Origin of the sequence: Geodermatophilus nigrescens, assembly GCF_900129495.1 — a bacterium.
Taxonomy (GTDB): Bacteria; Actinomycetota; Actinomycetes; order Mycobacteriales; family Geodermatophilaceae; genus Geodermatophilus; species Geodermatophilus nigrescens.
Window position 1 is genome coordinate 567,876 of record NZ_FQVX01000001.1, and the last position, 26,424, is coordinate 594,299.

Sequence of the window (26,424 nt, forward strand, 5' to 3'; positions counted from 1 at the left end):
CGACGTGCCCGACCCGACCGACCAGCCCCCCGTCCTCGGCTCGCTGACCTGGGAGCCCGCCGCCGCCCGCGCCGACCTGCTCGGGGACGCCGTGGCCGCCGCGCTGCCCGCGCTGACCGGCCCCGCCTGGGTGGCGCCGGTCGACGACGACCTCGCCGACACCGCCGCCTTCACCGAGGCCTACGGCGTCCCGCTGGAGGCCTCGGCGAACTGCGTCGTGGTGGCCACCCGCCGGGCCGGGCAGACGGCGCTCGCCGCGTGCGTGGTGCTGGCCACCACCCGCGCCGACGTCAACGGGCTGGTCCGCCGGCACCTCGGCGCGCGCAAGGCGTCCTTCGCCCCGCAGGACGTCGCCGTCGCCGAGTCCGGCATGGCCTACGGCGGCATCACGCCGGTGGGCCTGCCGCCGTCGTGGCCGGTGCTCGTCGACGCAGCGGTGGCGGCCGCCGAGCTCGTCGTCGTCGGGTCGGGCACGCGCGGGGCGAAGCTCGCGCTGCCCGGGTCGGTGCTCGCGGCGCTGCCCGGGGCCGAGGTCCTCGAGGGTCTCGGCGTCCCGGTCGCCGACCAGCCGCAGCCGGCCCCGGCCGGGCCTGTCGAGCGGGCGCCCGACGACCGCGACGTCGGCTGGGGCGAGCGGCCCGACGACGCCGACCCCGACCGGCGCTACCTGGAGGACCGCCCGCCCCACTGGGGCAGCGACTAGAGGGCGGTCGAGCCCGGCCCGCCGGGACGCCCGCCGGGGCCCGCCCCCTGCTGCGCGCGCAGCAGGTCGCGGATCTCGGCGAGCAGCTCCACCTGGGTGGGCGCCACGGGGCCCGCCTCCTCGCCGCGCTTGCGCCGCTCGGCGACCTTCTTGAGCGGCAGCACCACGACGAAGTAGACGACCGCCGCGGTGAGCACGAAGGTGATCACCTGGCTGATGAACGCGCCGTAGGTGAACGTCTGGCCGTTCACCGTGAAGGTGCCGCCCACCTCGCCGCCGCCGGCCACCAGGCCGATCAGCGGGGTGAGGAACGAGTCGGTGAACGCGGTGACGACGGCGGTGAACGCGGCGCCGATGACGACGGCGACGGCCAGCTCGACCACGTTGCCGCGCAGCAGGAAGTCCTTGAAGCCCTTGAGCACGGGCCCCATCTCCTCACGGCGGGGCGGGCAGGTTCAACGTCAGCGTGGCGGTGGTGGCGGCAGCGGCGAGTGTGGCGGCCGTGTCCTCGTCGACGGCGAGGACGAGCAGGCCCTCGTCGTCCGGCGCGGCGAGCACGAGCGCGCCCCGCGCGACCGTCGCGGCCGAGGGCGTCCCGGCGGAGGTGGCCAGCACGTCGACGCGGTCGCCGGCGGCGGCGAGGCGGGCGACCCCGAGGTCGGCCAGCCGCACCGGGGCGGCCACCTGGCCGGCGGGCAGCAGCGCCGTCAGGCCGGGGCCGACCAGGCGGACGTCGGTGACCGGCTCACCGGCCCGCACCGGCGCGGCGAGCACCCGCCCGGCGAGCGCGGCCGGGTCGGCCGTCGACCCCGCCGGGGCGGCCGGCAGCTCGACGACCGCCAGGGACCCGGCGGCCAGCACCGACCCGGCGGGGAGGTCGGCCGCGGCCGTCGCCACCGGGGTGCCCGGCGCCGGAGGGGCGGGTGGCTGCTCGGGCGGGCGGACCGCCAGCACCAGCGCGGAGGCGACGAGCAGCGCGGCGACGACGCGGCGCAGCAGCAGGACGGGGGACCGGGGCCGGCGCAGGCGGGGCACCGGCCCAGGCTGGGTGAGTGCCTCCCGCCGCGGGACGGGCGGCGGGAGGGTGTGGAGGAGCCGTCCGGGTGTGGACGGCGCGGCTCAGGAGGCCGCGGCCTTGCTCCCGCCCGAGGACGACGAGGTCGACGACGAGGAGGAGCTGGAGGACTCCTTCGACGACGACGACGCGGAGGACGACGAGCCCGACGAGGAGTCGCTGGAGCCCGAGGCCTTCGCCGGCTCGGTGGAGCTGGAGCCCGAGCGGCTGTCGGTGCGGTAGAAGCCGGAGCCCTTGAACACCACGCCGACCGAGCCGTAGACCTTGCGCACGGGCGCGCCGCAGGTCGGGCACTCGGCGACCGCGGCGTCGGTGAAGGACTGCACCACCTCGAACTGGTGCTTGCCCTCGGGGTTGGTGCAGACGTACTGGTACGTGGGCACGGTGCGGCACTCCTGGTCGAGCGTGGGACGGGTGGGCCCGGCGCCGGCTGGCACTCGGGGCCCTCGACTGCCAATGATGCGCCACGTCCCGACCCGGCGTCCACGTGATCCGCGTGGTGTCGCCCCGGCGGGTCAGCGGCCCTAGCGTGCGCTCATGGCCGACCTCGCCCGCACCGCCCGCGTCGACGTCCTCGTCGAGGGCTACGCCCGCCTGCCGAACGTCGCCGGCACGGTGACCCTGGTCCGCGACGCCGGCCGGGTGGTCGTCGTCGACCCGGGGATGGTGGCCGACCGCGACCTGGTGCTGGCGCCGATGCGCGCGCTCGGGGTCGCGCCCGAGGACGTCACGGACGTCGTCGTCAGCCACCACCACCTCGACCACACGGTCAACATCGCGCTGTTCCCGGTGGTGCCGGTGCACGACTTCCAGTCGGTCATCGAGGGGGACGTGTTCACCCGCCGCCCGGCCGACGGCGTGCAGCTCACCCCGGCGGTGCGGCTGCTGGCCACGCCCGGGCACACGCCGCAGGACGTCACCACGCTGGTCGGCACCGCGGACGACGTCGTCGCGCTGACCCACCTGTGGTGGACCGGCGAGGGCCCGGCCGACGACCCCTACGCGCCCGACCGCGACCAGCTGCGGCAGCAGCGCGAGCGGGTGCTCGAGCTCGCCACGCTCGTCGTGCCGGGCCACGGCGCGCCGTTCCGGCCGGGGACCTCGACCCCGCGCTAGCCCGGGAGCCGGGTCGCCCGGCGCAGCGCGGCCAGCCCGGCCCCGGTGCCGGGCCAGTGCCGGGCGACGGCGTCGGGACCGGCCCGGCGCACCACCGAGCGCAGCACGAGCGCCACGGCGACGGCGTCGTCGGCCCAGCCGATGACCGGGATGACGTCGGGCACGAGGTCGACCGGCATCGCGAGGTAGCCCAGCAGCAGCCAGAGCCGCACCCGGACGCCGCGCGGCAGCGAGCGGTCTCCGGCCAGCCGGCGGACCAGCCGCAGCACGTCGGGCAGCAGCCGCAGCAGCTCGCGCGCCCGCAGCTCGTCGGGCCGGGCCGCCCACAGCGCCGCGAGCAGCACCAGCCAGCACAGCAGCAGGCCCGCGCCGACGCCGAGCAGCGTCCACGCCCAGTCCGGCACGGTGCCCAGTCTGGCGGGGCGCCGGCGGCGCGGCGAGGGTCCCCACGACGGCGGGCCACCCGGCAGGATCCGCCGGGTGAGCCTGCGCATCCCCCCGTCCGTGGGCGTCGAGGTCGAGGTCGCGGCAGCCCTGGAGGCGGTCTGGTCGGTGCTGGCCGACCCGACCCGGATCGGCGAGTGGAGCGCCGAGTGCGTCCGGGCGGCCTGGCTCCCCGGGTCCACGCACGTCGCGCCCGGCGCCCGGTTCCGCGGGGAGAACCGGGTGGGCCGGTCGCGGTGGGCGCGGGTCTGCGAGGTCACCGAGGTCGACCCGGGCCGGGTGCTGGCCTGGCGGACCCTGCCGGGCGGGCCCTACCGCGACCGCACGCACTGGCGGGTCGTCCTCGAGCCCACCGCCACCGGAACCCGCATCGCCCAGCGCTACGACCTCACCGGCATGCCGGTCGCGATGGAGCTCCTGGCCGCCCTGCTCCTGCCCGCGCACCGCGACCGCTCCGCCGGCCTGCGCGCCGACCTCGAGCGCCTGGGCCGGGTCGCCGCGGGGGTCCCGGTGTGAGCGCCCTCGACCTGCCGGCCGCCCTCGCCGCCGAGCAGCGGGGCTTCGCCGCGCTGGCCCGGGGCGCCGACCCTCGCCTCCCCGTGCCGGGCTGCGCGCCGTGGTGCGTCGAGGACCTGGTCCGCCACCTCGCCGCCATCCACCGCTGGGCGGCGGCCTGCGCGCGCACCGGACCCGAGGGGCCGCTGCCCGACGACGAGCCGTTCGCGGAGGACGCCCCCGACTACCCCTCCGCCGCGGCCGAGCTCCGCACCGCCCTCGCGGACCCGGGCCGGCCCTGTGCGAGCTTCGTCGGCCCGGTGACGGCGGGATGGTGGACCCGCCGCCAGGTGCACGAGACGCTGGTGCACCGCCTCGACCTCGCCGCCGCCCTCGGCGTGCCGGCCGGGGCCGACCCGCGGGTGGCCGCCGACTGCGTCGCCGAGGTGCTCGACACGATGCACCCGCGCCAGGTGCGGCTGGGCCGGGTGGCCCCGCCGCGCTGCGCGGTGCTGCTCACCGCGCCGTCCGGGTCCTGGGTGCTCGGGCCCGGCGAGCCGGTCGCCGAGGTCGCCGGGCCCGAGCTGGCGCTCGCCCGCCTGCTGTGGCGGCGCGCCTCGCTCGGTGACCCGCGACTCGCCGTCCGCGGGGACCGCGGGGCGGCCGCCGAGGTGCTCGCCGGAGCCCTGACGCCCTGACGGTCAGGCGACGGCGAGCCTCCCGTGGCGCCGGTCGTCCCCGGCCGCCTCGCGGGTGGACTCGCGGGTGGCGAGCACCGCCTGCGCCACCGAGCCGGCCGCGGCCTGCAGCTGCTCGGGGGTGTGGGTGGCCATGACCGACAGCCGGAGCACGCCCTTGCCGCGCGGGACGGCCGGGTAGGCGACCGCGTTGCAGTAGACGCCGGCCTCGTAGGCGGCCCGCCAGGCGGCGACGGTGGCGGCCTCGCTGCCGGTCGGGACGGCGATCACCGCGCCGCTGCCGGGCAGCGGCGGCGTGCCGGCCACCGACAGCTCCACCCGCAGCTTGACGCCGTTCTCCTGCAGCCGGGTCCGGCGCTCCGGCTCGGCGCGCAGGATCCGCAGCGCGGCGAGCGCGGCGCCGACGCCGGCGGGCTCGTTGGCGGCGCTGAAGACGTAGGGCATGGCGCTGGCCCGGATGCCGTCGGCCACCGCACGGGACGTGAGCACCGCGCCGCCCACGCTGGCCAGCGACTTGCTGAAGGCGAGGGTGATCCCGTCGACCCGGTCGAGCGCGCCGGTGGCCTCGGCCGCGCCCAGGCCGTGCTCGCCCAGCACGCCCAGGCCGTGCGCCTCGTCCACGACCAGGCGCGCGCCGTAGTGCGCGCACAGGTCGGCGATCGCGGCCAGGGGCGCGGTCTCGCCGGTCATCGAGTAGACGCCGTCGACGACGACCACCGCGCCGGCCTCCGGGTCGAGCCGGGCCAGCCGGCGGGCCAGGGAGTCGGTGCTGTTGTGGGTGAACCGGATGACGGTGCCGCGGCTGGCGGCCGCGCCGGCGTGCACGCTGGCGTGGGCGTGGGCGTCGACGAGCAGCGCGTCGCCGGGGGCGCAGGCGGTCGACAGCAGCGCCACGTTGGCGTTGACGCCCGAGGAGGTCAGCACCGCCGCCTCGACGCCGTAGAGGTCGGCGAGCTCCTCCTCCAGCTGCAGGTGCAGCCGGGTGGTGCCGTTGAGGACGCGGCTGCCCGAGGTGCTGGTGCCGTAGCGGCGCACCGCCGCGACGGCGGCGTCGACGACGCGCTCGTCGCCGGCCAGGCCGAGGTAGTTGTTGCTGCCCAGGTTCACCCGCGGGACGCCGTCGTCGTAGACGGTGACCGGCTCGGGGGCGCCCGCCGTCGGCACGCCGTGCGTGTTGGAGCCCTCCCGGACGTGCTCACGGAACAGGGCGGCGAGGGGGTCCTGCAGCAGCGGGGCGAAGGCGTCGCGTCGGCCGCTCCCGGTGTCCGGTCCGGTGCGCGGTCCGGCGGTCGGGGCGTGGTGCACGGGGGCTCCGTTCGGGATGTGCGGCGGAGGGTCCGGCGCTGCGACACCCTCGCCAGCGCCGTGACTCTCCGTCAACGGTGGGTCAGCTCACAGTCCGACCGGGTGACCCTCGTGCCCCCGTTGTGCGACACCCGGTCGTCGTCTGCTCACCGTGCGTACCACCTCGACCGGGTGGTGCGCGTCCGTACGGGTGAGACGCGCCGGTGCCGCTCGTGCCCGTGACCGCCCGGAGACCCTCCGGCCACGTGGTCGACACCGGCGGGCGGGAAGGCGAGCCGGTCCCGGGGGCGTTGCCGCAGGTGATGATCGAGCCCGCGCCCCTGCCGCTGTCCGTCCTCGAGCTGGCCACCGTCGGCTCGGGGCAGTCCACGGCCGACGCCCTGGCCGCCACCACGCGGGTCGCGCAGGCCGCCGACCGGCTCGGCTACACCCGCATCTGGGTGGCCGAGCACCACAACATGCCAGCGGTCGCCAGCACCAACCCGCCGGTGCTCATCGCGCACCTGGCTGCCGCGACCGCGCGGATCCGGGTCGGCTCGGGCGGGGTCATGCTGCCCAACCACGCGCCGCTCGTCGTCGCCGAGCAGTTCGCGCTGCTGGAGGCGCTGCACCCGGGCCGGATCGACCTCGGCATCGGCCGCGCCCCCGGCACCGACGCGCACACCGCGATCGCGCTGCGCCGCGACCCGGCCGCCCTCGGCGCGGAGGACTTCCCGCAGCACCTGCTCGACCTCCTCGGCCTGCTCGGCGACCGGCGGGTCGAGGGCGGGCTGGCCGAGCGCTTCACCGCCACGCCCGCCCCGACGTCGTCGCCGGCGGTCGTGCTCCTGGGCTCCAGCGGCTTCTCCGCGCAGCTCGCGGGTGCGCTGGGGCTGCCGTTCGCCTTCGCCCACCACTTCGGCGGGCCGAACGTGCAGGCCGCCGTCGAGCTGTACCGGGAGTCGTTCCGGCCCTCGCCCGCGCTGGAGCGCCCGTACACGGTGGTGACGGCGAACGTGCTCGCCGCCGACACCGAGGAGGACGCGCGCCGGCTCGCCCTGCCCGGGCAGCTCATGCGCCTGGCCATCCGCACCAACCGGCTGCGCCCGGTGCCCAGCCTGGAGGAGGCGCGGACCGACCCCGAGCGCGCGGCCGCCGAGGCGATGCCGAGCAACACCGTCGTCGGTGACCCGGGGGAGGTGGCCGCGCAGCTGCGCGAGCTCGCCACGGCCACCGGCGCCGACGAGCTGATGCTCTCGGCGTCCACCCACGGCGTCGCGGAGCGGGTGCGCAGCCTCGAGCTCGTCGCGGGCGCCTGGGGGCTGGTCCCGGAGGTCACCGCGGCCTAGCGTCCGGCCATGGGAGCGCGACTGGCCGCCTACCTGAGCTACCGCGACGCCCCGGCCGCCCTCGAGTGGATGACGGCGATCGGCTTCACCGTCGTCCGCCGGTCCGACGCGGACGACGGCACCGTGGCGCACGCGGAGGTCCGCTGCGACGACGTCGTCCTGATGGTCGCGAGCGACGACGCCGGGTACGTGCACCCGCCGCTGGTCGGCCGGTCCACGGGGTCGGGGCTCTACCTGGTGCTCGACGACCCCGCCGACGTCGACGACCGCTACGCGCGCGGCCTCGCCGCCGGCGGGACCGCCGTGTTCGCCCCGGAGGACACCGAGTGGGGCACCCGGCGGGCGCGGCTGCTCGACCCCGGCGGCCAGGAGTGGAGCTTCGGCACCTATGCGCCGGGCGTCGCCTGGTAGCCGTCCCGGCTCACCTGGGCGCGTCCCGGCTCACCTGGGCGCGTCCTGGCTCACCGCAGCGCGTCCTGGCGCACGGTCGGCGGTGAGCCAGGACGCGGCACGACCAGGCCGCCTGATCGTGCGCGGAGCCTGCTGATCGTGCCGCGAAGCCGCCAGGTCGCGCGCAGGCCGTCAGCGGCCGAGGTGGCGGTAGCGGTGCAGGCGGCTGCGGGTGCGCTCGGCGTCCTCGCGGCCCAGCAGCCCGGCCAGCTCCTCGCCGAGCACCCGCCCGAGCCGCCGGCAGAACTCCACCGGCTCGTCGGCGGCGTCGGGCCGCTCGGGCACCACGCGGTCGACGATCCCGGCGCGCCACAGGTCGGTGGCCCGCACACCCTGCCCGGCCGCCATCTCCGGCGCCCGGTCGACGGTGCGGTGCACGATCGCGGAGGCGCCCTCCGGCGGCAGCGGCCCCAGCCAGCCGTTGGCCGCGGCGAGCACCCGGTCGGCGGGCACCAGCGCCAGCGCGCCGCCGCCGGTGCCCTGCCCGAGCAGGACGGCGAGCGTGGGCGCCTTGAGCGTCACCAGGTCCTCCAGGCACCGGGCGATCTCGGCGGCCAGCCCGCCCTCCTCGGCCTCCCGCGACAGCGCGGCGCCGGGGGTGTCGATGAGCGTCACCAGCGGCAGGTGCAGCTCGGCGGCCAGCCGCATGCCCCGGCGGGCCTCCCGCAGCGCGGCCGGGCCCAGCGGCGCCGACATCGACTGCCCGCGCCGGTCCTGCCCGAGCACCACACAGGGGGCGCCGCCGAAGCGGGCCAGCGCGAGCAGCAGGCCGGGGTCCTTCTCGCCGGCGCCGGTGCCCGAGAGCCCGACGACGTCGGTGGCCGCGGTGCGCAGCAGCCGCCGCACGCCGGGCCGGTCGGGGCGGCGGGAGGCGGTGACGACGTCCCAGGCGGTGCGCCCGTCCTCGGGGTCGGAGGCGTCGGTGCCGTCCTCGGGGGTGGGCCGCTCGGCGTCGCGGACGTCGAGGTGCCAGGTCCGGCGGGCCGACAGCACCGACAGCGCCCGGTCGGCGAGGTCCGCGACGTCCTCGTGCGGCACGACGGCGTCGATGAGCCCGCGTTCGGCGAGGTGCTCGGCGGTCTGCACGCCCTCCGGGAACCGCTCGCCGTAGAGCGCGGAGTAGACGCGCGGGCCGAGGAAGCCGATCGAGGCGCCGGGCTCGGCGATCGTCACGTGCCCGGTCGACCCCCACGAGGCGAGCACCCCGCCGAACGTGGGGTCGCGCAGGTAGACGAGGTAGGGCAGGCCGGCGGCCTTGTGCCGGGCGATGGCGGCGGTGATGCCGATCATCTGCAGGAAGGCGACCGTGCCCTCCTGCATCCGGGTGCCGCCGGACACCGGCGCGGCCAGCAGCGGCAGCCCCTCCTCGGTGGCTCGCTCGACGGCCGCGATCAGCCGCTCGGCGGTGGCGACGCCGATGGACCCGGCGAGGAAGCCGAACTCCCCGGCGACGACGGCCACCCGCCGGCCGCGCAGCGACCCCTCCCCGGTGACGACGGCCTCGTCCTGCCGCGACCGCTCGGCGGCCGCGCGCAGCTCCTCGGCGTAGGCGGGGTCGACGTCGCGGTCGCCGATCGGGGCGTCCCAGCTCGTCCAGGACCCGGGGTCGAGGACGAGGTCGCGCAGGGTCCGGGCGTCCAGCCGCGTCACGAGGTGAGCCAGGCGCGGATCTCGGCGTCGGAGCCGCCGAGCACCGGGGGAGCGGCGTGCTCGCGGCGGGTGGTCTCGGTCTCGCCGTCGGGTCCGGGGGCGAAGAAGCGCAGCGGCGGGCCGGGCAGCTGCAGCCGGCCCAGCGTGGCGTGGTCGACGTCGACCAGCAGGCCCTGGGACAGCGTCTGGTCCCAGGCGTAGACCTCGTCGATCGAGCGGACCTTGCCCGCGGGGACGCCGGCCGCGGCCAGGCGGGCGAGCAGGTCCTCGGGGCCGATGTCGGCGAAGGCGCGCTCGAGGAGGTCGATGACCTGCGCCCGGTTGCCCACCCGCTCGCCGTTGGTGGCCAGGCCGTCGGCCTCGGGGTCCAGGCCGAACTCGGCGCACAGCCGCCGCCACAGCCCCTCCGAGCCGCAGGAGAGCTGCACGCTGCCGCCCCTGCACCGGAACAGGCCGTAGGGGGCGATCGAGGGGTGGTGGTTGCCCTGCGCGCGGCCGACCTGCCCGCCGACCGTCCACGCCGTGCCCTGGAAGGCGTGCACGCCGACGATCGCGGCCAGCAGCGACGTGCGCACCACCTGGCCGCGGCCGGTCCGCTCGCGCTCGTGGAGGGCGGCGAGCACGCCGTAGGCGCCGTACATGCCGGCGAGCAGGTCGCCGATCGGCACGCCCACCCGCTGCGGGTCGTCGGGGCCGGGGCCGGTCAGCGACATGAGCCCCGCCTCGCCCTGGGCGATCTGGTCGTAGCCGGCGCGGCTGCCCTCGGGGCCGTCGTGGCCGAAGCCGCTGATGGAGAGCGTGACCAGCCGCGGGTTGAGCTCGGCGAGGACGTCGGTGCCGAAGCCGAGGCGGGCCAGCGTGCCGGGGCGGAAGTTCTCCAGGAGCACGTCGGCCCGGCGCACGAGCTCGCGCAGCAGCTCCTTGTCGGCGTCGTCCTTGAGGTCGAGGGTGACCGACTCCTTGTTCCGGTTGGTCGACAGGAAGTACGTCGACTCCCGCGCCGCCCCCTCCGGCTGGACGAACGGCGGCCCCCAGCCGCGGGTGTCGTCCCCGCTGCCGGGGTTCTCCACCTTGATCACGCGGGCGCCGAGGTCGCCGAGCATCATGCCCGCGTGCGGCCCGGCCAGCGCGCGGGTCAGGTCGACGACGAGGATCCCCTCGAGGGGTCCACTGCGCGGTTCGGTCATGCGTCCCTCTCCCTGTCTCACAGCCAGCCGGGGACGACGAACACCAGCCAGGCCAGCAGCGGCCCCGCGGCGACGACGATCCCGGCGTAGCCGAGCATCTGCCGGTAGAAGCGGTCCCTGTCCACGTTCTGCGCGTTGGCGAGCACGAGCGCGCCGTTGGTCGAGAACGGGCTGACGTCGACGATCGTCGACGACACGGACAGGGCCACCACCACGCCGACGGCGCCGATCTCCCCGGCCTGCAGGAACGGCACCGCCAGTGCGATGGCGACGCCGATGATCGCGGTCGACGACGCGAACGCCGACACCACCCCGCCGATGTAGCAGAGCAGCAGCGCGATGAGCAGGGGCGCGCCCAGGCCGATGACGGCCTCGCCGACGTAGTCGATCGTGCCGGCCTCCTGCAGGACGAACACGAAGCTCAGGACGCCCGCGATGAGCAGCACGGTCGACCAGCTGATCTGGCTGACCGCGCCCTTGTGCCGGGCGGCGGCGAACAGCGCCAGCACGGTCGCGACGGTGATCGACACGAAGCCGATGTCCAGGTCGAACACCAGCGCCAGGACGGCGACGGTGACCAGCCCGACGAGGGTGAGCACCTGGTCGAAGGTGACCCGCTGCGGTGCGGCGTCGTCGTCGGCGGCACCGTCGGCCGTGTCGCCGTCGCGCAGGGAGTCGGGACCGACGGCCGGCCCGGGCGGGGCGCCGTGGCCGGTCACCGCGGGCTCCTCGGCGTGCCCGACGTGCGCGGGGACCTCGGCCGAGACCCGCCGGCCGATGAGGCCGCGGCCGCCGAGGACGAGGAACAGCACGACGCCGATCGCGATGTTGAAGAACAGGCTGCCGAGGAAGACCGTGACCGGGCTGGAGGTGAGCCCCTCGTCCTCGACGATCTGGTTCACCGTCACGCCGTAGACGCTGATCGGGGAGAACCCGCCGCCCTGGGCGCCGTGGACGACCATCATCCCCATCAGCAGCGGGTTGATGTCGTAGCGGGCGGCGAACCCCAGCGCGATCGGCGCGATGATCGCCACCGCGGCGGGGGAGAGGGCGCCGATCGCGGTGAGCAGCGCGGTGACGGCAAACATCACCCACGGGATCGCCGCGACGTACCCGCCGACCAGCCGCACCGCCCCGCGCACGAGCAGGTCGACGGTGCCATTGTTCTGCGCGATGGCGAACAGGTAGGTGACGCCGATGAGCGTGACCACCAGCTCGGCCGGGAAGCCGCCGAGGATGTCGTCGGTGGAGAGCCCGACCGACAGCGTCCCCACGAGGAAGGCGGCGACGAAGGCGAGGGCGCCCATGTTGATCGGCAGGAACGAGGCGATCGCGAAGATGGCGACCAGCGCCAGGATCGTGACGATCTCCGGTGACACGGGCGGGGCTCCTGTCGTCGACGCTGACGGGACGCCGACCACCGTGTCACCTACCGGTCGGTAGGTCCTGCCAGCCGCCGGAGGGGGTGACGACGGCGGTCACCGGGCGGTCGTGGTCGAGCGCCGGCAGCGCGTCGACCAGCTCGTCGTCGAAGACCAGCGCCACCACGACGGCGCCCGGCCGCGCGTGCCGCAGGGCGCGGTCGTAGTAGCCGCCGCCGCGGCCCAGCCGGGTGCCCGCGCGGTCGACGGCGAGCGCCGGCACGACGACGACCTGAGCGGTGCCCAGCGCCGTCGGCCCCAGCCGCGGCCCCACCGGCTCGGACAGGCCGAAGCGGCCCGGCGCCAGCCGCCCGGTGTCGACCGCCCACCGCAGCTCGGCCCCGGAGTCGGGCACCACCGGCAGCAGCACCCGCGCGCCGAGCTGGGTGAACGCGGCCGGCAGCCGGCCGGCGCCGGGCTCGGTGTCGTCGGGGACGAACGCCGCCAGCACCCGCACCTGCGCCAGGCGGGCGAGCAGGGCGCTGGTGACCGCCGCCGCGGCGGACGCGCGCGCGGCGGGGGAGCGGTCCAGGCGGGCGGCCACGAACCGTTCGCGCAGCGCGGCCTTGGCCGCGTCTCCCTCCGGCGGCGGGGTCACGCGGTCAGGCTAGGGCCGCACCTCCCCCGGAGGGGTCGGTACGGGATCGTCCGGTGCGCCCGCCTGGCTAGGCTGCCGCCCATGTCGACCCCGCAGCGCCCGGCGCGCAAGGCCGTCATCCCCGTCGCCGGGATGGGCACCCGGTTCCTCCCCGCCACCAAGGCGGTGCCGAAGGAGCTGCTGCCGGTCGTCGACCGCCCCGCGCTGCAGTACATCGTCGAGGAGGCCGCCCGTGCGGGCCTCGCCGAGGTGCTCATGGTCACCGGCCGCAACAAGGCCGCCATCGAGGACTTCTTCGACCGCACCCCCGAGCTCGAGGCGGCGCTGGAGAAGAAGGGCGACGCCGGCCGGCTGGCCGCCGTCCAGGAGTCCACCGACGTCGCGCAGGTGCACTTCGTCCGGCAGGGCGAGGCGCGCGGCCTCGGCCACGCGGTGCTGCAGGCGTCGGCGTTCGTCGGCGACGAGCCGTTCGCCGTCCTGCTCGGCGACGACCTCATCGACGCCCGCGACCACCTGCTCGAGCAGATGCTCGCCGTCCAGGCCGAGCACGGCGGCTCGGTGATCGCGCTGCTCGACGTGGGCGCGGAGAACATCGACAAGTACGGCGCGGTCGCGATCGAGGAGGACGTCCAGGAGGGCGTCGTCACGATCACCGGCCTGGTGGAGAAGCCCCCGGTCGACGAGGCGCCCTCCAGCCTGGCGATCATCGGCCGCTACGTGCTGTCGCCCGAGGTGTTCGCCGTGCTGCGCGAGACCGCGCCCGGCCGCGGCGGGGAGATCCAGCTGACCGACGCGCTGGCCACCCTCGTCGAGCGCGGGCACCCGCTGCACGGCGTGGTCTTCGACGGCCGCCGCTACGACACCGGCGACAAGCTCGACTACCTCAAGGCGGTCATCCGGCTGGCCTCCGAGCGCGAGGACCTCGGGCCCGCGCTGCGCTCCTGGCTGACCGAGTTCGTGGCCGACCTGCCCGCCGAGGGCGCGTCGCAGGCCTGAGGCGGCCCCCCGAGGGGGGACGATCGAGGCGATGAGCGAGAACGGCGCGGGCCGCGCGCCCCGGGACACGACGGCGCTGGACCTCCGCAGCGGGGCCACCGTCGACCCCCCGACGTCGCCGCGGCTGCCCGTGCACGCCACCGCCGCGATCGACCGCGGCGCGGTGCCGCCACCCCGCACCCTCGCCGAGCCCGAGCCGCCGGCGCCGCGCACCGTCGAGGCGCACCTCGACGAGATCCTCGCCGCGGTGCCCCAGCCCGAGCCGATCGAGCTCGCCGTCCTCGACGCGCAGGGCCTGCTCTGCGCCGAGGACGTCGTCAGCGCCCGCGCGCTGCCCGCCTTCGACCAGGCCGCCGTCGACGGCTACGCCGCCCGCGCCGAGGACGTCGCCGGTGCCACGCCCGACGCGCCGGTGGAGCTGGCCGTCGTCGGCGAGACCGTGGCCGGCGCCGCCGTCCCGACCGCCCTGGCGCCCGGGCTCACCCAGCGGGTGGCCACCGGCGCGATGCTGCCGACCGGCGCCGACGTCGTCGTCCCCGGCGTGTGGACCGACGGCGGGATGGTGCGGGTGCAGGTGCACGCCGGCGTCGAGCCGGGAAGCTGGGTGCGCCGCGCCGGCGACGACGTCTCGCCGGGTACCAGCGCGGTCACCGTGGGCACCCCGATCGGGCCGGCGCAGATCAGCCTGCTCGCCGCCGTCGGCCGCGACCGGGTGCAGGTGCGCCCGCGCCCGCGGGTGGCCGTGCTCTCGGCCGGCACCGAGCTGGTCGACATCACCACGCAGCCCGCGCCCGGGCAGGTGGTCGACGTCAACACCTACGCGCTGGCCGCCGCCGCCCGTGACGCCGGGGCCGCCGCCTACCGCTGGGGCATCCTGCCCACCGAGCGCCGCCGGCTCACCGAGGTGCTGGAGAGCCAACTGCTGCGCAGCGACCTGGTGCTCATCGCCGGCACCTTCTCCGCCGACGGCGACATGGTGCAGGAGGTGCTCGCCGAGCTCGGTCCGATGCGCTTCCGTCAGGTGACGATGCACCCCGGCCCCCTGCAGGGTTTCGGCCGGCTGGGCCGCGACGACGTCCCGGTGATCTGCGTGCCCGGCGAGCCGGTCGCGGCGCTGGTGTCCTTCGAGGTGTTCGTGCGCCCGGCGATCCGCTCGATGCTCGGCAAGCGGCAGCTGTTCCGCCGCACCGTGCAGGCGATCTCCGCCGAGCGGCTGCTCTCCCCGCTGGGCTACCGGCAGTACCTGCACGGCCAGGTCATGCGCCACCCCGACGGCGGCTACGTGGTCGAGCCCCTCGGCGGCGGGGACGAGGCGCTGCTCGCGCGGATGGCGCGGGCCAACTGCCTGATCGTCGTGGACGAGGACGTCACCGAGGTCGCCGAGGGTGGTCTGGTGACCGTCATGCCGCTGCTCCTGGGCGGCTGAGCTGGAACCCACGCCCCACCCCGGCTGGCCGGCCCGCCTGGCGTACGGCCCGGTCGAGCTGTCGCCGCTCGGCCGCGGCGACGCCGTGGAATGGAGCCGGCTGCGGCTGGCCAACGAGTCGTGGCTGCGGCCGTGGGAGCCGTCGGCGCCGGTGGCCTGGTCGGTGCGGCACACGCCGGCGGCCTACCGGGCGATGCGCCGGTCGGTGCTGCGCCGGGCGCGGGCGGGCACGTCGATGCCGTTCGCCGTCCGGGTGGAGGGACGGCTGGCCGGGCAGGTGACCGTGGACAACATCGTCCGCGGGGCGCTGCGGTCGGGGTCGCTGGGCTACTGGGTCGACCGCGCGGTGGCCGGGCGGGGGCTCGCCTCGCTCGCCGTCGCACTGGTGTGCGACCACGCGTTCGGCCCGGGCGGGCTGCACCGGCTGCAGGCCGACATCCGCCCCGAGAACCGGCCGAGCCAGGCGCTGGTCGAGCGGCTGGGCTTCGCGCGCGAGGGGCTGCTGCGCCGCTACCTCGACATCGACGGCGACTGGCGCGACCACCTGTCCTACGCGCTGCTGGCCGAGGACGCCCCGGCCGGCGTGCTCTCCACCTGGCTCGCGCGGGGTCCGGGCCTACACCACTGACGCTCGGTGAGCGGCCGACCGCATGTCGACACGCCGCCTCCCCTGTCCCACCCGTCACGCAACACTCCCGCGACACGCCCGCGCGCCTCCCTCGTCCTGGGGATCTGCCTGCATAACCTGCCGCGGCAAGTGACTCGTGTGACGGGTGGTGTTCTCGATGGGGTCAGGCGTGCTGCTCGCCGCGCTGGTCGTTCTCTGGTTCGTCGTGCTGGTGCCGATGGTGGTGACCCGCGGCGACGGGAGGGTGGCCCGTGCGGAGGTCACCCCGGGCCGGACGCTGCAGCGGCGGCGGCTCGGTGACCCGGTGCGCTCGGCGGAGACCGAGCGCGTCTCGGTCGACCGCGACCTGCTGCGCAGCACCGGCGAGCTGCGGGTCGACGTGCACGCCGTCCGGCGCCGCACGCTGGCCGGCCTGGTCGCGCTGACGCTGCTGGCCCTGGTCGGCGCGCTGCTCGTCAGCCCGTGGCTGTGGGTGGCCCAGGGGCTGCTCGACGTCGCGGTGGTCGGCTACCTGGCCGTGCTGCGCGCCGCGGTCCGCCGCGAGCAGGCCGCCGCCCGCCGCGCGGCCCGCACCGCCGCCCGGGGCGCCGCCCGTCCCGCGCCGCGCCCGGCCGCCCGCCCGGCGGCTCCGGTCGACGCCCGGGTCGACGCCCGGGTCGACGCCCGGGTCGACGCCCGGGTCGACGAGGAGCCGGTGCACCACACCGTCGGCCTGCCGCACCCGAGCCTGCCGCTCGCGCCGGTGCACCCGCTGCGGCCCGCCCGCGTGGTCGCCGCCCGCACCCCGGCGCCGGCCGGCTGGCAGGACAGCGCCGTCGTCGGCCTCGACGACGACGACATCGGCTTCGCCGACATCGACTACTACGAGCCGCGCGTCGTCAACGGCTGACCGTTCGACCCCGGGCCGCCACCCCCGTCGGCGGCCCGGGGGAGACGGGCGGTACTCTTGGCGCACGTCAGGGGCTGTGGCGCAGTCCGGTAGCGCACCTCGTTCGCATCGAGGGGGTCAGGGGTTCGAATCCCCTCAGCTCCACCCTGAGTCCGACGCCGTCGGGGCACCCGCCCCGGCGGCGTCGGTCGTTCCTGGCCCGGATCGCCATCGGCGGGGCCGCGACTTCGTCACAGGTGCTCACGGTCCGCAGGTGCGATCTCTCCTAGCGTGATCGGCATGGCGGCACACGGGGACCGGGTCGCCTCCCTCGGGGAGGTGCAGCCGGCGGAGCTGCACCTCGACGGCGCCTGGCGCGCCGCCGAGGTGCTGGGCTGGCGCTTCGACGACGACGGCCGCTGCCGCGCGCGCGTGCGCGTCGACTGGGCCGGCACCCCGCGCGTGGTCTGGGCGCCGCTGGAGCTGCTGCGGCTGCCGGAGGCCGCGCCCCCGTCCGCCGTCGCACCCGCCCCCGCCGCCGCCCCCGCCGCCGACGTCGTCGTGCCCCTGCCGCGCGACGCCGTCCCGCCGCCCGCGCTCCCGGCCCCGCACCGGGCCGCCGCGGCGCTGCCCCGCCCGCGCCGCGAGCCCGACCCGGGCCGCTGGACCGGCGGCGTGCTCGCCGGCGGCCGGACGACGGGACACGGCCCGCGCCCGGAGACCTGGCGCGAGGACCACCCCTACCCGGAGCTGCTGCGCCGGCGGGAGTACGAGCCGGAGAAGCGCCGGCTGCAGATCGAGCTGCTCAAGCTGCAGGCCTCGGTCAAGGAGCAGCGCCGGCGCGTGGCGATCGTCTTCGAGGGCCGCGACGCCGCGGGCAAGGGCGGGGCGATCAAGCGGTTCACCGAGCACCTCAACCCGCGCGGGAGCCGGGTGGTGGCACTGGACAAGCCCACCGAGCGCGAGCAGGGCCAGTGGTACCTGCAGCGGTACGTGCAGCACCTGCCCGCGGCCGGGGAGATCGTGCTGTTCGACCGGTCCTGGTACAACCGCGCCGGCGTCGAGCGGGTGATGGGCTACTGCACCGACGAGGAGTACGCGGCCTTCCTGCGGGAGGCGCCGGAGTTCGAGCGGATGCTCGTCGCCGACGGCCTGCACCTGGTCAAGCTGTGGTTCTCGGTGTCGCGCGGCGAGCAGCGCACCCGCTTCGCCATCCGCCAGCGCGACCCGGTGCGGCAGTGGAAGCTCTCGCCCACCGACCTCGCCGCCCTCGACCGCTGGGACGACTACACGGCGGCCAAGGAGGCGATGTTCGCGGCGACGTCGACCCCGCACGCGCCGTGGACGGTGGTGCGCGCCAACGACAAGAAGCGCGCCCGGCTCGAGGCCATGCGGCACGTGCTGTCGGTGCTCGACTACACCGGCCGCCGCGACGACGTCGTCGGCACGCCGGACCCGCTCGTCGTGGTGCCGGCGGGGGCCGGCGAGGCGCTCAGGCCGACCGGAAGTCCGGTGGCCGCTTCGCGGTGAACGCGCGCACGCCCTCCCGGCCCTCCGGGTCGGCGGCGGACTCCGCGATCAGCCGCGCCTCGTCGTCGAGCTGCTCGGCGGCGGTGCGCGTGGCCGCCCGGCGCACCAGCCCGCGCGTGCGGACCATGGCCCGCACCGGGCCGGCGGCCAGCCGGCGGGCCAGCTCGACCGCCGCGCCGGGCAGTTCCTCGTCCTCCACCAGCCGGGCCACCAGCCCGTGCCGGTGCGCCTCGACGGCGGTGAGGGTGCCGTCGGTGAGCATCAGGTCCAGCGCCAACGGGGCGCCCAGGGTGCGGGCCAGCACCCAGGAGCTGCCGCCGTCGGGGGACAGGCCCAGCGCGCCGTAGGCCGGACGGAAGCGGGTGGAGCGGGCGCTGACGACGACGTCGCAGGCCCCCACCAGCCCCACGCCGGCCCCGGCCACCGCGCCCTGGACCCCGGCGACCACCGGCACCGGGCTGTCCAGCAGCCGGCGGACGACGGCGTGCCAGTCCTCGGCGAGGCGGCCGACGAAGGCGGGCAGGTCGTCGGCGCCGGCGAAGGCGCGGACGTCCCCGCCGACGCAGAACCGCTCGCCGCGGCCGAGCAGCAGCACCGCCCGTGCACCCGCCGGCCGGGCGTCGAGGGCGGCGGCGAGCGCGGCGGCCATGGCCGGGTCGATGGCGTTGCCGGCCTCGGGGCGGTCCAGGGTCACCGTCCAGACGTCGCCGTCGAGCTCGGTGGCCACCCGCGGGCGGTCGGTGGGGCTGGTCATCGTCGTCCTCCCCGGTGCCGGTGCCGCCCACCGTAGGGCTGCTCAGGCGCGGGCGTGCTGCGCGGCCACCTCGCCGTCGACCGCGGCCGGGGCGCCGCCGAACTCGTCGGCCACCTCACCGGCGACGTCGGCGGGGTCGGGCTGCCCGTGGCCGCCGGCGAGGCCGGCGTCGGCGGCGGTGAGCACGCGGTGGCCGGTGGCGAGCACCACGACGCCGAGGGCGACGGCGCCCGCGCCGACGAGGAACGGGACGTGGATGTCCCAGGCGTCGACCATCTGCCCCGCGACGAACGGGGCGAGCCCGCCGCCGATGAACCGCACGAAGCCGTACGCGGCCGAGGCGACCGGGCGCTCCACGGGCGCCACGAGCATGACCGCCTGGGTGGTGAGCGTGTTGTTGATCCCGACGACGGCGCCGGAGGCGACGACGCAGGCGATGAGCGCCCACCGGACGTCGGTGTACAGGCCGATGAGCAGGAGCAGGACGGCGAAGGTGCCGAGCGCGCCGTAGAGCGAGGGTGCGGTGCCGAAGCGGGCCTGCAGGCGGGGTGCGGCGACGACGGAGAACAGGGCGACCAGCAGGCCCCAGGCGAAGAAGACCCAGCCGAGGTCGACGGCGCCGAGCTCCATCGGATAGGGCGCGTAGCCCAGCATCGTGAAGAAGCCCCAGTTGTAGAGGAGCGCGGTGAGGCTGATGGTCAGCAGGCTGCGGTGCCGCAGCGCCCTGAGCGGTGCGGACAGGGGGGTCCGCTGCGCCGGTCTCGGGGTCTCGTCGAGCAACACGACGGTGGCCAGCAGGGCGATCGCCATGAGGACGGCGACGCCGAAGAACGGCCCCCGCCAGCTCACGTCCCCGAGCAGCCCGCCGACGAGCGGGCCGGCCGCGATGCCGAGGCCCAGGGCGGCCTCGTAGAGCACGATCGCCCCGGCGAAGCCGCCGGTGGCCGAGGCGACGATGACCGCCAGCGAGGTGGCGATGAACAGGGCGTTGCCCAGGCCCCAGCCCGCGCGGAAGCCGACGATCCCGTCGATGGAGCCCGACAGCCCGGCCAGGGTGGCGAACACGACGATGACCGCGAGCCCGGTGACCAGCGTCCTCTTCGCGCCGATCCGGCTGGACACCCACCCGGTGCCGAGCATGGCCACGGCGGTGACGACGAGGTAGCTGGTGAACAGCAGGCTCACCTGGCTCGGCGAGGCGTCGAGCTGCTCGGAGAGGGCGGGCAGGATCGGGTCGACGAGGCCGATGCCCATGAAGCTGACGACGCAGGCGAAGGCGACGGCGTAGACGGCCTTCGGCTGCTTCCACGTGCCGGATGAGGAGCTCACGTCCTCTGGTTGTACTCCGCAACCAGTTGGCGGCTCAAGTCCTCAGAACCATGAGGGGAACCACATGCGGGCCACCCACTCCGCGTGCGAGAGCGGCAGCCCGGCGAGCACCGGGTAGAAGAAGACGAACGTGCCCGCGACGACGGCCACGTAGCCGCTGACGGCGGCCAGGCCCGCCGAGCGGCGCCACGGCGGGGCGCCCGGGCGGCCGAGCGCGTCCTGCAGCACCAGGACGACGGCGAGCACGAAGAACGGCAGCACCGGCGCCATGTAGAAGACGAACATCGTGCGCTCGGGGTTGAGGAACCAGGTGCCCCAGCCCGCGGCGACCATGACCGCGACGAGGATCGCCACGGGGTCGCGCCGCGCGACGACCCGCCAGGCCGTCCACGCCAGCGCCGGCGCGAACGCCAGCCAGAGAGTCGGCGTCCCGACCATGAGGATGTAGCGGATCACCTGGTCGCCCGCGGCGTCGGTGAGGCCCTGCGGGTTCCACAGCAGGATGGGCCGGCCGTTGACCAGCCACGTCCACGGGCCCGACTCCCACGGGTGCGGGGTGGACAGGCCGTTGTGGAACGTCCACCACTCGGCGTGCATGTGCCACCAGGAGCGCAGCGCGTCCGGGACCCACGGGTACGCCGTCTCCGGGTTGCGCTGCGCCCACCAGCGACCCTGCGCCGTCTCGCCGAGGAACCACCCGGTGAAGCTGGCCAGGTAGGCGAGCACCGGGACGGCGGCCAGCGCCCAGGTGGCGCCGGGCAGCGAGCGGCGCAGCGTCGTCGCCGTCGGGTTCGCGACGCCGGCCTCGCGCCACGCCGCCCGGTCCCAGAACAGCGACAGCACGGCGGCGAAGGCGAGGAAGTACAGCCCGCTCCACTTGACCGCGCAGGCGCAGCCGAAGAGCAGGCCGGCGGCGATCCGCCAGCCGCGCGGGCCGAGCCGGAAGCCGGTGGCCGGCACGGGCAGGTGCGCGCGCACGCGGGCCCGCACGCGCTCGCGGTCGACGACCAGGCAGGCGACGGCGGAGACGACGAAGACCTGCAGGAAGACGTCGAGCAGGCCGATCCGGGAGACCGTGAACGCGAACCCGTCGAGGGCCAGCAGCAGGCCCGCGACCAGGCCGAGCAGGGTGCTGCCGGTGAGCCGCCGGGCCAGCCGGGCGAGGACGACGACCGTGACCGCCCCGGCCACCGCCGAGGGGAACCGCCAGCCCAGGCTGGTGTAGCCGAACAGCTGCTCGCCCGACGCGATGAGCCACTTGCCCAGCGGCGGGTGGACGATGAACGTGTAGCCGCGGTTGTACTCGTGGCCCCACTGCAGCAGGTCCCACGCCTCGGGCGGGTAGTACGCCTCGTCGAACAGCAGCGTGCGCGGGTAGCTGATGCCGACCAGCCGGCTGACCAGCGTCAGCAGCCCGAGCAGCCCGGTGAGCAGCCAGGACAGCCGCGCGTCGCCGGGCAGCGGCGGCACGCGGTCGACCCGCGGGCGGGGGAGCGGCCAGCGCCGGCGGGCGGGCGGCGGGCCGGCGGGAGGCTCGGCGGCGGTGCGCTCGGGAGCCAGGACCGCCATGCGCCTCAGGGTAGGTGGGCCGCCCGGGCGCACCGGCGTGACAGGCTCGACGCCGTGACCGGACGGCTCGTGCTCGGTGGGGCGCCCCTCGGCCAGCCCGGCGACGTCGGCCCGCGGCTGCGCCAGGCGATGGCGACAGCCGACGTCCTGGCGGTCGAGGACACCCGGCGCCTGCACCGGCTGGCCACCGACCTCGAGGTGACGCTGACCGGGCGGGTGGTGACCTTCCACGAGTCGGTGGAGCGCCAGCGGCTGCCGGGGCTCCTGGCCGCGCTGGCCGACGGCGCCACCGTCCTGCTGCTCACCGACGCCGGCATGCCCTCGGTCTCCGACCCCGGCTACACGCTGGTGCGCGCGGCGATCGAGGCGGGCGTCGCGGTGACCTCGGTGCCCGGCCCGTCGGCCGTGACGACGGCGCTCGCGGTGTCGGGGCTGCCGGTCGACCGGTTCTGCTTCGAGGGGTTCCTGCCGCGCAAGCCGGGGGAGCGGCGGTCGCGGCTGGCCTCGCTCGCCGACGAGCGCCGCACGATGGTCTTCTTCGAGTCGCCGCACCGGCTGGCCGACGCGCTGGCCGATGCCGCCGCCGCGTTCGGCCCGTCGCGGGAGGCGGCGGTGTGCCGCGAGCTGACCAAGACGCACGAGGAGGTCCGCCGCGGGCCGCTGTCCGCGCTCGTCGAGTGGGCCGCCGACGGCGTGCGCGGGGAGATCACGCTCGTGGTGGCGGGCGCGGTGCCCGAGCCGGTGTCCCTGTCGCCGGCCGAGCTCGCGGCGCTGGTGGCGGGGGAGGAGGCCGCGGGGGCCACCCGCAAGGACGCGATCCGCGCCGTCGTCGCCCGCACCGGCCTCCCGCGCCGCACCGTCTACGACGCCGTCGTCGCCGCCAAGGAGTAGCTGGACCAGGCATAGGAAGCTATCCGCACGTATCGGGCGCCCAGACGTGCGGATTGCCTCCTATGCCTCACCGGCGCCACGTCAGCCCACGCGGAGCTGCGCCTGACGGATCCGGTAGACCTCCAGGACCCGCCGACGCACGAGCTCGGGGTTCCGCCTGACGTCGGCGTAGGTGAAGCGCAGCACCAGCCAGCCGGCTGCGGCGAGCGCTGCGTCGCGAGCCAGGTCGCGCTGCCGGTCCTCGGGCGACGTGTGGTGACGGGCGCCGTCGAGCTCCACCGCCAGCTTGACCTCCGGCCAGGCGCGGTCGAGCCGGATGCCGCCCTGCGGCAGGGCCAAGCGGTACTGACCGATCCCCGGCGGGAGGGAGCGGTGCCGGAACACCCCGAGGACGCCGAGTGCCTCCAGTTCGCTCTCGCAGCCGTCGTGCACGAGATCGATGGCCTGCGCCAGGGCGCGGTGACCGCCGACGTTGGGGCGCTCACCCAGTGCCTCGAGCAGTGCGAACGGCGTCACGAGTCGTCGGCGCGCGGCGTCGAGCAGCAGGGGACGGCGATCGTCCACCGCCAGCAACGGCCACGAGTCGACCAGTGAGCGGGCGAGGTCTGTCACCGGCAGGCCGTGGCGGAGGACGCACTGCGGAGCTTCGACGCGGAAGCGCAGGCGTCGGTGGATCACCAGGTCGGGCGCGCCCGCGCGTCGGGCGGCCTGGTCGATGGTCAGGTGCACCGGACGGCGGAGAGCGACGAGCCCCCAGACCGCCAGCGCCGACGTGTGACTGATGGCGGCACCCCGACCTGCGTGCCGAAGGGCCGCGCGCAACAACAGGCGGTCGTCCACGGTCCGGCCGGTGAGGCAGTAGACGTGCGGGAAGAGGCGGGTCAGCGTCCGCCGGCCGAGGAAGCCGTCGAGCACGGTCGCCGGGACATGTGTGAGCAACTCCTGCCGGCTGGCGATGCCGCCGTTCGCCGCGATGACCTCGGTGATGTGCTCGCGCCACTGCATGTGGCGACGGTGGGACCTCGACCCGTGCCGCCGGACGGCAGCGGCTCAGCTGTGGAGCGACAGCGCCGTCCACAGGCCGGACTGGACCGTCGAGGCATTGGTAGCTATGCGCACGTCAGAGGCTCCGATACGTGCGCATAGCTTCCAATGCCTCGTCGCGCGGGCTAGAGCCAGCCGTTGCGCTTGAAGCCGCGGTAGAGCAGCGAGCACGCCACGACGATCACCAGCCAGACCATCGGGTAGCCCCAGCGCCACTGCAGCTCGGGCATCCACTCGAAGTTCATGCCGTAGATCCCGGCGATCGCGGTCGGGACGGCGATGATGCCCGCCCACGCCGAGATCTTGCGCATGTCCTCGTTGTCGTTCATCGACGTCCGCGCCAGCGACGCCTGCAGGATCGACGACAGCAGCTCGTCGAGCCCGGCCACCTGGTCGCGCACGCGGATCGCGTGGTCGAGGACGTCGCGGAAGTACGAGCGCATCGCGTCTGGCACGACGTCGACCTGCCGCTCCGACAGCTTCTGCAGCGGCAGCTCCAGGGGCCCGACCGCCCGGCGCAGCTGCATCAGCTCGCGCTTGAGCTGGTAGAGCCGGCCGATGTCGTCGGTGCGCTGCGGGCTGAACACCGACGCCTCGAGCTCGTCGACGTCGTCCTGCACCTGCTCGGCCACCTCGACGAAGGAGTCGACGACGAGGTCGGCCACCGCGTAGAGCACCGACGACGGGCCCAGGCACAGCAGGTCGCGCTGGTCCTCGAGCCGGCGCCGCAGGTCGGCGAGGTCGCCGTGCTGACCGTGCCGCACGGTGATCACGTGGTGGGCGCCGAGGAAGACCATCACCTCGCCGGTGTCGACCACCTCGCTGGTGGCGGTCAGCTCCTCGTGCTCGAGGTAGGTCGCGGTCTTGAGCACCATGAACAGGTCGTCGTCGTAGCGCTCGAGCTTGGGCCGCTGGTGGGCGTAGACGGCGTCCTCGACGGCGAGCGGGTGCAGCCCGTACCGCTCGGCGATCGCGCCGAGTTCCTCCTCCGTCGGCTCGAACAGCCCCAGCCACACGAAGCCGCCCCGCTCGACGGCGGCCTCCAGCGCCTCCATCGGGTCCACCGGCGGCTCGCGGCGGCCCTCGACGTAGACGGCGCAGTCGACGACGGCGCCCACCCCGTCCGGCCGGGCCGGCGCCGGGCGCGGCGCACCGGCCGGCCGGGGACGCGTCGTGGGCACGTAGGGGCCGGGCGCGCCCGTCCGTTCCTCGCTCACCCCGACCGCCTCCTCCCGCCCCGCCGCCGCGGCGGGCGTGCAGCAGCGTAGGCGTGCGGGCACGGGGCGCCCGTGCCACGCTGCCCGGAGGACCGGCGCCGCGCGGGAACGCCGGGCGACGAGCAGGAGGACGGCGTGGCCGCTGGCACGCGACGGGTCAAGTCCGTCGAGGACTCCATCCGGGACACCGACGAGCCGGAGCACCGGCTGAAGAAGAACCTCTCGGGCCTCGACCTCACCGTCTTCGGCGTCGGGGTGATCATCGGGACCGGCATCTTCGTGCTCACCGGCGAGGTCGCCAAGACCACCGCCGGCCCGGCCGTGGCGATCTCGTTCGTCATCGCCGGCGTCGTCTGCGGCCTGGCGGCGGTCTGCTACGCCGAGTTCGCCTCGACGGTCCCGGTGGCCGGCTCGGCCTACACGTTCTCCTACGCCACGCTGGGCGAGCTCGTCGCCTGGATCATCGGCTGGGACCTGGTGCTGGAGCTGGCGCTCGGCGCGGCCACGGTCTCGGTGGGCTGGTCGGGCTACCTCAACCAGCTGCTCGGCGACATCGGCATCCCGCTGCCGACCTCCATCGCCGGCGAGACCGCGACGGTCAACATCCCGGCGATCGTCATCGCGCTGGTGATGACCGGCGTCCTGGTGCTCGGCATCAAGCTCTCGTCCCGCGTGACCGGCGTGATCGTGGCCATCAAGGTCGCCATCGTCCTGCTCATCATCGTGCTCGGGTTCTTCTACACGAAGGCCGCCAACTACACGCCGTTCGTGCCGCCGGCCGAGCCGGCCGCGGCGGGGGAGAGCGGCTGGCACGCCCCGCTCATCCAGACGCTGTTCGGCTGGAGCCAGGGCAGCTTCGGCTGGGGCGGCGTGATCGCCGGCGCCTCGATCGTGTTCTTCGCCTTCATCGGCTTCGACATCGTGGCGACGGCGGCCGAGGAGACGAGGGACCCGCGCAAGGACCTGCCGCGCGGGATCATCGGCTCGCTGGTCATCTGCACGCTGCTCTACGTCGCCGTCAGCCTCGTCGTCGTCGGCATGCAGCCCTACGGCGAGCTGTCCACGGAGGCGCCGCTGGCCGAGGCGTTCAGCAGCGTCGGGCTGTCGTTCGTCTCCAGCCTGATCTCGGTGGGCGCGCTGGCCGGCCTGACCTCGGTCGTGATGATCCTGATGCTCGGCCAGTCGCGGGTGCTGTTCGCGATGAGCCGCGACCACCTGCTCCCGCCGGGGATGGCGACGGTCCACCCGCGCTACGGCACGCCGTACAAGATCACCATCGGCACTGGGATCGCCGTCGCCCTGCTCGCCGGCTTCCTCCCGCTCGGCACCCTCGCCGAGCTGGTCAACATCGGCACGCTGTTCGCCTTCGTGCTGGTCTCGATCGCCGTGATCGTGCTGCGCCGGACCCGGCCCGACCTGCACCGCGCGTTCCGCGTCCCCCTCGTGCCGGTGCTGCCGATCGTCTCGGCGCTGGCCTGCCTCTACCTGATGCTCAACCTGCCCGCCGACACCTGGCTGCGGTTCGCCATCTGGATGGCGCTGGGCTTCGTCGTCTACTTCGCCTACGGGCGGCGGCACAGCCGGCTCGCCGGCGCCGAGGGCGAGGCCGCGGCGCGGCGGCTGGCCGCCGACCGGGAGGCCCGGCGCTGACCCCTACCCCCGAGGGGTGAGGCAAGGGGCGGCGGACCTCCTGCCGCGCCGC

27 protein-coding genes and 1 tRNA gene are annotated in these 26,424 nt (G+C 75.9%); 14 read left to right on the plus strand and 14 right to left on the minus strand.

Features of this window, described 5'->3' with window-relative positions:
* Positions 1-4: 4 nt before the first annotated feature.
* Positions 5-703 (plus strand): YbaK/EbsC family protein, encoded by a 699-nt coding sequence (locus BUE37_RS02765; protein ID WP_073418547.1) that lies wholly within the window; start codon positions 5-7, stop codon positions 701-703.
* On the opposite strand, the gene mscL is transcribed toward BUE37_RS02765, so the two are convergent.
* The 3 genes from mscL to BUE37_RS02780 all read right to left on the minus strand — a co-directional run bounded on the left by mscL (position 700) and on the right by BUE37_RS02780 (position 2,161).
* The gene (gene mscL / locus BUE37_RS02770; RefSeq protein ID WP_217651097.1) at positions 700-1,134 is read right to left on the minus strand and encodes a large conductance mechanosensitive channel protein MscL; all 435 of its coding nucleotides are present in this window, start codon (positions 1,132-1,134) and stop codon (positions 700-702) included. The genes BUE37_RS02765 and mscL overlap by 4 nt on opposite strands.
* A gap of 4 nt (positions 1,135-1,138) precedes the next feature.
* Positions 1,139-1,738, minus strand: a complete 600-nt coding sequence (gene cpaB, locus BUE37_RS02775) for a Flp pilus assembly protein CpaB (RefSeq protein ID WP_073418549.1) — start codon at positions 1,736-1,738, stop codon at positions 1,139-1,141.
* Between the two features lie 84 nt (positions 1,739-1,822).
* Complete coding sequence (locus BUE37_RS02780; protein WP_073419507.1) at positions 1,823-2,161, minus strand: FmdB family zinc ribbon protein; 339 nt, start codon at positions 2,159-2,161, stop codon at positions 1,823-1,825.
* A gap of 154 nt (positions 2,162-2,315) precedes the next feature.
* Between BUE37_RS02780 and BUE37_RS02785 the strand changes: the two genes are divergently transcribed.
* A complete protein-coding gene (locus BUE37_RS02785) occupies positions 2,316-2,894 on the plus strand; it encodes an MBL fold metallo-hydrolase (RefSeq protein WP_073418550.1) in 579 nt (192 codons plus the stop codon).
* On the opposite strand, the gene BUE37_RS02790 is transcribed toward BUE37_RS02785, so the two are convergent.
* Positions 2,891-3,298: a YkvA family protein gene (locus BUE37_RS02790; RefSeq protein ID WP_073419508.1), complete on the minus strand. Its 408-nt coding sequence runs from the start codon at positions 3,296-3,298 to the stop codon at positions 2,891-2,893. The genes BUE37_RS02785 and BUE37_RS02790 overlap by 4 nt on opposite strands.
* 76 nt (positions 3,299-3,374) lie before the next feature.
* Between BUE37_RS02790 and BUE37_RS02795 the strand changes: the two genes are divergently transcribed.
* Positions 3,375-3,854 carry an SRPBCC family protein gene (locus tag BUE37_RS02795; RefSeq protein ID WP_073418551.1) on the plus strand — a complete coding sequence of 160 codons (480 nt, stop codon included), beginning with the start codon at positions 3,375-3,377 and terminating at the stop codon, positions 3,852-3,854.
* Positions 3,851-4,531, plus strand: a complete 681-nt coding sequence (locus BUE37_RS02800; RefSeq protein WP_073418552.1) for a maleylpyruvate isomerase family mycothiol-dependent enzyme — start codon at positions 3,851-3,853, stop codon at positions 4,529-4,531. The genes BUE37_RS02795 and BUE37_RS02800 overlap by 4 nt, the downstream gene beginning before the upstream one ends.
* Before the next feature lie 3 nt (positions 4,532-4,534).
* On the opposite strand, the gene BUE37_RS02805 is transcribed toward BUE37_RS02800, so the two are convergent.
* The gene (locus BUE37_RS02805) at positions 4,535-5,836 is read right to left on the minus strand and encodes an aminotransferase class I/II-fold pyridoxal phosphate-dependent enzyme (protein ID WP_073418553.1); all 1,302 of its coding nucleotides are present in this window, start codon (positions 5,834-5,836) and stop codon (positions 4,535-4,537) included.
* Positions 5,837-6,081: 245 nt separating this feature from the next.
* Here BUE37_RS02805 and BUE37_RS02810 point away from each other — a divergent pair, with 245 nt between their 5' ends.
* Both BUE37_RS02810 and BUE37_RS02815 read left to right on the plus strand, forming a co-directional pair.
* On the plus strand, positions 6,082-7,164 hold the full coding sequence (locus BUE37_RS02810) for an LLM class flavin-dependent oxidoreductase (RefSeq protein ID WP_245794256.1): 1,083 nt from the start codon (positions 6,082-6,084) through the stop codon (positions 7,162-7,164).
* 9 nt (positions 7,165-7,173) lie between these two features.
* Complete coding sequence (locus BUE37_RS02815; protein ID WP_073418554.1) at positions 7,174-7,575, plus strand: VOC family protein; 402 nt, start codon at positions 7,174-7,176, stop codon at positions 7,573-7,575.
* 171 nt (positions 7,576-7,746) lie between these two features.
* Here the strand turns inward: BUE37_RS02815 and BUE37_RS02820 are convergent, their stop codons facing one another.
* From BUE37_RS02820 to BUE37_RS02835, 4 genes are read right to left on the minus strand one after another with little or no spacing between them, the layout of a single operon-like run.
* The gene (locus tag BUE37_RS02820) at positions 7,747-9,264 is read right to left on the minus strand and encodes a carboxyl transferase domain-containing protein (protein WP_073418555.1); all 1,518 of its coding nucleotides are present in this window, start codon (positions 9,262-9,264) and stop codon (positions 7,747-7,749) included.
* Complete coding sequence (locus BUE37_RS02825; protein WP_073418556.1) at positions 9,261-10,451, minus strand: CaiB/BaiF CoA transferase family protein; 1,191 nt, start codon at positions 10,449-10,451, stop codon at positions 9,261-9,263. Before BUE37_RS02825 ends, BUE37_RS02820 begins: the two co-directional genes overlap by 4 nt.
* A gap of 17 nt (positions 10,452-10,468) precedes the next feature.
* Entirely contained in the window at positions 10,469-11,830 is a 1,362-nt protein-coding gene (locus BUE37_RS02830; RefSeq protein ID WP_073418557.1) for an SLC13 family permease, read from the minus strand.
* Positions 11,831-11,876: 46 nt separating this feature from the next.
* Positions 11,877-12,470, minus strand: coding sequence for a 5-formyltetrahydrofolate cyclo-ligase (locus BUE37_RS02835; RefSeq protein WP_073418558.1), 594 nt, complete (start codon positions 12,468-12,470; stop codon positions 11,877-11,879).
* Positions 12,471-12,551: 81 nt separating this feature from the next.
* On the opposite strand from BUE37_RS02835, the gene galU reads away from it, so the two are divergent.
* The 6 genes from galU to ppk2 all read left to right on the plus strand — a co-directional run bounded on the left by galU (position 12,552) and on the right by ppk2 (position 17,918).
* Positions 12,552-13,466 carry a UTP--glucose-1-phosphate uridylyltransferase GalU gene (gene galU, locus BUE37_RS02840; protein ID WP_073418559.1) on the plus strand — a complete coding sequence of 305 codons (915 nt, stop codon included), beginning with the start codon at positions 12,552-12,554 and terminating at the stop codon, positions 13,464-13,466.
* A gap of 31 nt (positions 13,467-13,497) precedes the next feature.
* Positions 13,498-14,892 (plus strand): molybdotransferase-like divisome protein Glp, encoded by a 1,395-nt coding sequence (glp, locus tag BUE37_RS02845; protein ID WP_083628228.1) that lies wholly within the window; start codon positions 13,498-13,500, stop codon positions 14,890-14,892.
* Positions 14,893-14,950: 58 nt separating this feature from the next.
* A complete protein-coding gene (locus BUE37_RS02850; protein WP_281248062.1) occupies positions 14,951-15,520 on the plus strand; it encodes a GNAT family N-acetyltransferase in 570 nt (189 codons plus the stop codon).
* Between the two features lie 157 nt (positions 15,521-15,677).
* Complete coding sequence (gene sepX, locus BUE37_RS02855; RefSeq protein WP_073419511.1) at positions 15,678-16,409, plus strand: divisome protein SepX/GlpR; 732 nt, start codon at positions 15,678-15,680, stop codon at positions 16,407-16,409.
* A gap of 70 nt (positions 16,410-16,479) precedes the next feature.
* A tRNA-Ala gene (locus BUE37_RS02860) sits at positions 16,480-16,553 on the plus strand.
* Between the two features lie 135 nt (positions 16,554-16,688).
* Positions 16,689-17,918 (plus strand): polyphosphate kinase 2, encoded by a 1,230-nt coding sequence (gene ppk2, locus BUE37_RS02865; protein ID WP_083628438.1) that lies wholly within the window; start codon positions 16,689-16,691, stop codon positions 17,916-17,918.
* Here the strand turns inward: ppk2 and BUE37_RS02870 are convergent.
* Genes BUE37_RS02870 through BUE37_RS02880 form a run of 3 tightly spaced genes read right to left on the minus strand, consistent with a single transcriptional unit; the run spans position 17,881 to position 21,570 of the window.
* Complete coding sequence (locus BUE37_RS02870; protein ID WP_073418561.1) at positions 17,881-18,672, minus strand: enoyl-CoA hydratase/isomerase family protein; 792 nt, start codon at positions 18,670-18,672, stop codon at positions 17,881-17,883. The two genes, ppk2 and BUE37_RS02870, sit on opposite strands and share 38 nt — an antisense overlap.
* A gap of 42 nt (positions 18,673-18,714) precedes the next feature.
* Positions 18,715-20,001, minus strand: a complete 1,287-nt coding sequence (locus BUE37_RS02875) for an MFS transporter (RefSeq protein WP_073418562.1) — start codon at positions 19,999-20,001, stop codon at positions 18,715-18,717.
* A gap of 42 nt (positions 20,002-20,043) precedes the next feature.
* On the minus strand, positions 20,044-21,570 hold the full coding sequence (locus BUE37_RS02880; RefSeq protein WP_073418563.1) for a dolichyl-phosphate-mannose--protein mannosyltransferase: 1,527 nt from the start codon (positions 21,568-21,570) through the stop codon (positions 20,044-20,046).
* 54 nt (positions 21,571-21,624) lie between these two features.
* Here BUE37_RS02880 and rsmI point away from each other — a divergent pair, with 54 nt between their 5' ends.
* A complete protein-coding gene (rsmI, locus tag BUE37_RS02885; protein WP_073418564.1) occupies positions 21,625-22,461 on the plus strand; it encodes a 16S rRNA (cytidine(1402)-2'-O)-methyltransferase in 837 nt (278 codons plus the stop codon).
* An 81-nt stretch (positions 22,462-22,542) separates the two neighbouring features.
* Here the strand turns inward: rsmI and BUE37_RS02890 are convergent, their stop codons facing one another.
* Entirely contained in the window at positions 22,543-23,466 is a 924-nt protein-coding gene (locus tag BUE37_RS02890) for a DUF559 domain-containing protein (protein ID WP_073418565.1), read from the minus strand.
* A gap of 164 nt (positions 23,467-23,630) precedes the next feature.
* The gene (gene corA / locus BUE37_RS02895) at positions 23,631-24,722 is read right to left on the minus strand and encodes a magnesium/cobalt transporter CorA (RefSeq protein ID WP_073418566.1); all 1,092 of its coding nucleotides are present in this window, start codon (positions 24,720-24,722) and stop codon (positions 23,631-23,633) included.
* Positions 24,723-24,857: 135 nt separating this feature from the next.
* On the opposite strand from corA, the gene BUE37_RS02900 reads away from it, so the two are divergent.
* Complete coding sequence (locus tag BUE37_RS02900) at positions 24,858-26,372, plus strand: amino acid permease (protein WP_073418567.1); 1,515 nt, start codon at positions 24,858-24,860, stop codon at positions 26,370-26,372.
* The last annotated feature ends 52 nt before the right edge of the window (positions 26,373-26,424 follow it).